The organism is Bartonella sp. AD13SXNS (assembly GCF_042196465.1).
Classification (GTDB): domain Bacteria; phylum Pseudomonadota; class Alphaproteobacteria; order Rhizobiales; family Rhizobiaceae; genus Bartonella.
Genome location: NZ_JBHIQI010000043.1, coordinates 1 through 3,055, shown reverse-complemented (window position 1 = coordinate 3,055; position 3,055 = coordinate 1). Strand labels below are relative to the sequence as shown.

General features: G+C 34.8%; 5 protein-coding genes. 2 read left to right on the top strand and 3 right to left on the bottom strand.

The features are described from left to right. The 3 genes from ACFIMQ_RS09080 to ACFIMQ_RS09070 form a co-directional block, all read right to left on the bottom strand. On the bottom strand, window positions 1–416 hold a 416-nt coding region (locus tag ACFIMQ_RS09080), incomplete at its 3' end, for a hypothetical protein (RefSeq protein ID WP_375703897.1). 112 nt (window positions 417–528) lie between these two features. After that, window positions 529–909: a hypothetical protein gene (locus ACFIMQ_RS09075; protein WP_375703896.1), complete on the bottom strand. Its 381-nt coding sequence runs from the start codon at window positions 907–909 to the stop codon at window positions 529–531. A 220-nt stretch (window positions 910–1,129) separates the two neighbouring features. After that, window positions 1,130–1,465 (bottom strand): XRE family transcriptional regulator, encoded by a 336-nt coding sequence (locus tag ACFIMQ_RS09070; RefSeq protein ID WP_375616980.1) that lies wholly within the window; start codon window positions 1,463–1,465, stop codon window positions 1,130–1,132. A 94-nt stretch (window positions 1,466–1,559) separates the two neighbouring features. Here ACFIMQ_RS09070 and ACFIMQ_RS09065 point away from each other — a divergent pair, with 94 nt between their 5' ends. Both ACFIMQ_RS09065 and ACFIMQ_RS09060 read left to right on the top strand, forming a co-directional pair. Next, entirely contained in the window at window positions 1,560–1,877 is a 318-nt protein-coding gene (locus tag ACFIMQ_RS09065; protein WP_375703895.1) for a hypothetical protein, read from the top strand. A gap of 10 nt (window positions 1,878–1,887) precedes the next feature. Then, complete coding sequence (locus ACFIMQ_RS09060) at window positions 1,888–2,925, top strand: hypothetical protein (protein WP_375703894.1); 1,038 nt, start codon at window positions 1,888–1,890, stop codon at window positions 2,923–2,925. The last annotated feature ends 130 nt before the right edge of the window (window positions 2,926–3,055 follow it).

Below are 3,055 nucleotides of genomic sequence, written 5' to 3'. Positions count from 1 at the left end.
CATGATTTTTCTCCAGTGGACATGACGTTATCGCCATAAATATGCGCATCACCATAAACCATGGCATCACCATAAACCTCTGTATTGCCATAAACACGGGCATTGTCGTAAATTTTTGCACGCCCAAAAACCTTGGCATTTTCATAAACACGGGCATTATCATAAACCTTGGCATTATCTCTAATTATTGATTTTTCGAATATCTGTGCATTACCAAAAACCTTAGCGTTATCACAAACCGCGGCATCATGCCAAACCCAACAGTCGCCCTCATGACTTAAGTTGTCTTCTTTTGCTATGAAGCCGCCTAGAGCACCTTTTTTAATAATTCCAAAGTCTTTTAAAGCACATATGCGGCGTAGAGTATGTCCATCAACTTCGATTGTTTCATCAGTAAGTTCATATTTCTTTTCCATGATTTTACTCCTTTAAGTTAGATTCTGCCTTTGTCGTTCTTGCAAAAGAACGGCATTGCATTGTGTGGTGAATTTTTTGAAAAGAGGCGTCTTTTAAAAACGCCTTTAGCTTTTAAAGCACATCACAAGGACGCAAACGGTGTTGTTGTTCGTAAGAACCATACATTGCATCATCATATTCGCGCTGTTTTATATCATCTAAAAAAAAAACGTATGCTGAACTATGTGTAACAAAGCCGTGAGGAATGTTTCCGTTGAAACACTGCTCTTCACATTCTTTCAGATAGCATTCGGCAATATCTTCAGAGATATCTTCACAACGATTAGTCGTTGGTTCTACACGCAAAATTTGGACAGCATTATCGGCTTGGTCGATAAATTTGATCATGTCCTTTTCTTCTAAGAAAGGACCAGATTTAGCGAGATTTTGTTCTTCATTTTCGCAGATGACTAAGAGAATTTCATCAGAATTTATAAACACTGTTTTTTTCACAAATGCCTCCGTTATCAAAATATTTAAATACATTTTGAAAAAATGCCTTGACATAGGTTTTTTTTTTCGGGGTATGGTGTTTGTATATTTCATATTTAATGAACGAGGTCAACTAAAAAATTCATAAAATATGAAATTTTATGAAGACAAAAGTTAATTATGGATAATACAATGTTAGAAAAACTTTGGAATTATGGAGATAAAAAAGTGAGGGCAGCTATTATTCTTTGTCTAAAGAACAAGAATTTTGAAGAATCGTTAAAACAGCTTTCTGAACTTCAGGTTTTGCTTGATAGTAAAGACGAATAAATTGTTCAGATTCTTTTATTAAAAAAGGCGGGATTTCACCAAAAAAATCAATAATTTTTATTAGTTCATCAGCTCTTATTGATCTAGGTTTTATTGGTTTCTTTTTTTCTGATTTTTCTGAGTTATTTAGCATATTGCTTAAAGTAGATTGCAATATCCCTAAATGTTTAGCGAGCATTTTTTTGCTGCCATGTCCATTTTTAGCTAATTGCTCATTAAGCCATGCCTTTAACTGATCCGATTCCATAAGAGTAAGGCTCTTTCATGTGACATGAAAAATCAATAAAAAAAAACTGAATTTTTATCTTGATAAAATTCATAAAATATGAAATTTTATTGTTATGAAAAAAGAACCTGCGTATACCATAATAAAATATTTAGGGGGGGCTGTTAATGTTTCGCGTATTTTGCAGAAATGTAAAGGCGCTGTTTATCGTATCACTTATTCTAAAGAGAAGGGCGGTGCTAATGGATTATTTCCTTCAATTTATCAGGCGCAATTATTAACCTACGCGCGAGATCATGGGATAGATTTGCGTCCAGAAGATTTTTTTTATCCCGAGCGCTTGCAGAGATTAATGCAAGAGCAACACCCCCCAATGTCGAAAATTTGCAAGAGCCGCGTTGTTGATCAGACGGTCGATAGATTGCAGCATTAAGGAGATCAAAATGAGTTTAAATGAAATAATATTGATAGTTGTGTGTGTAGTATTTGGAGCATTGCTTTTATGCGGAGTGATGTTTCGTATTGCTTTGTATTATCGTGACCAAGTTAAGAGGCTTAAAGAGGAAGTTGAAACTCTAAAATTAAAAATTGGGCATTTAACAGACGAGTTACAAAATAAACAGCATGAATGTTCAAGAGAAATTCAGAATGGCATGGATAAGAGTTTTTTAAATATCAAAAATGCATCAGAAATTAGAGAACTGAAGCAAAAGATAGATGAGTATGAAGCAGCGTTCAAACGGAAAAACGAAGTTATAGATGCACTCAAAGCAGAAGTTCAATCACGTGATGCGGAAATTGAAAGACTTAAACAAACGATTAAAGAAAATGATGAAATTGTAATTAAAAAACGTCAAGAGATTATTGAACTTAAAGCTAATATTGTAGCAGTTGATCCAACTAAGAAATACGAATTCACTGACGAAATTAAAGAATACAAACACAATGGTGAGAAAGGTGGTTGTACTCATGTTTTGCATAGAATTCGCGCCTTAAGAGACTTTGGTACTGTTAAAAAAGGTGATTTGGGGGGCTGGATAGCAAAAGAGGGAAATCTTAGTCATGATGATAACTGTTGGGTTGGGGGAGAGGCTATGGTTTTTAGTAATGCTAAAGTTTATTCCAATGCTCAAGTTTATGACAAAGCACAGGCTTATGGAAATGTAGTTATTGGTGGGAATGCTAAGGTGTATGGCAATGCCCATGTTTATGACAATGCAGAGATTTGGGGTTCATCACAGATTTATGAGGATGCCAAAGTTTACGGGTATGCGACCGTTACTAATAAGGCACAAGTTCATGGCAAAGCACAAGTTTATGAAGAGGCATTAATTTATGGCACTGCGAATATTTATGAAAATGCTACTGTTCGTGGTGATGTACGTATTGCGACGGAAAGCATTGGTGGCGGTACTTTAGTTAATAGTGGAGAAATGTCTGCTGCTAATAAAAATGGCTCTTCACAGAAGAAAAGTAAGTGAGGAGATAGGGATGAATGCAGGATCGTATATTGGTTTAATAGGATCTATAGCGGTAAATATTCAATTAGCTATTCAACTTTATCTATTTTATAAAGAATTACAAATAGTTAAAAAGGAAATAATGAAGAAA